The sequence below is a fragment of the Serratia sp. ASV30 genome (assembly GCF_016428815.1).
In the GTDB taxonomy this organism is placed as follows: Bacteria; Pseudomonadota; Gammaproteobacteria; order Enterobacterales; family Enterobacteriaceae; genus Chania; species Chania fonticola_C.
Window position 1 is genome coordinate 1 of record NZ_JAELTL010000173.1, and the last position, 606, is coordinate 606.

Sequence of the window (606 nt, forward strand, 5' to 3'; positions counted from 1 at the left end):
CTTCAGATGGTTATCGCAACTTTGGCTGTTCTCAAAGGTAAACGGTAATAAATTATTTTATTACTGGCATCTGGATGTTGAGAAGGAGAAGTGTCAACGGTTAACCATCACCAATAACAACGCTTCTCCATACCCCTCTCAATGTCCATATGGAGATAGCCCTCATGACAACTCAGAATACCCATGCCAGCCTGCTTAACGATAAAATGGTCGATATGGCCTTCATCACCAGCTTTACTGGCCTAACTGATAAATGGTTCTACAAGCAGATTAAAGACGGTGTATTCCCCAAACCAATTAAGCTTGGTCGTAGCTCCCGCTGGATGCAAAGCGAAGTGGAAGCTTGGGTTCAGCGGCGTATCAGTCAGTCCAGATAGTAAGCTACTTACATTTATTACAATAAGTTAGGCAATCATCGTTCGTTAAATCACCTGTAACACCCTCTGATGGCTTCAACACCACAAAGCCAATATTAGTTCCTCATCTTCATAGTAAAAACCTCTCAAAGTGCGTTACAGAGCGTTTTACAACGTAAGTAAGCTCTGACTCGGAAGAGTCTGTCTCTTATACACATCTCCGAGCCCACGAGACAGGAGGTATCATCTC

Annotated in this window: 1 protein-coding gene; it reads left to right on the plus strand. The window is 43.2% G+C overall.

The genetic code is table 11. The features are described from left to right. Nucleotides 1–164 precede the first annotated feature (164 nt). Nucleotides 165–377 carry an AlpA family transcriptional regulator gene (locus JHD74_RS25955; protein ID WP_199063903.1) on the plus strand — a complete coding sequence of 71 codons (213 nt, stop codon included), beginning with the start codon at nt 165–167 and terminating at the stop codon, nt 375–377. Nucleotides 378–606: the final 229 nt, after the last annotated feature.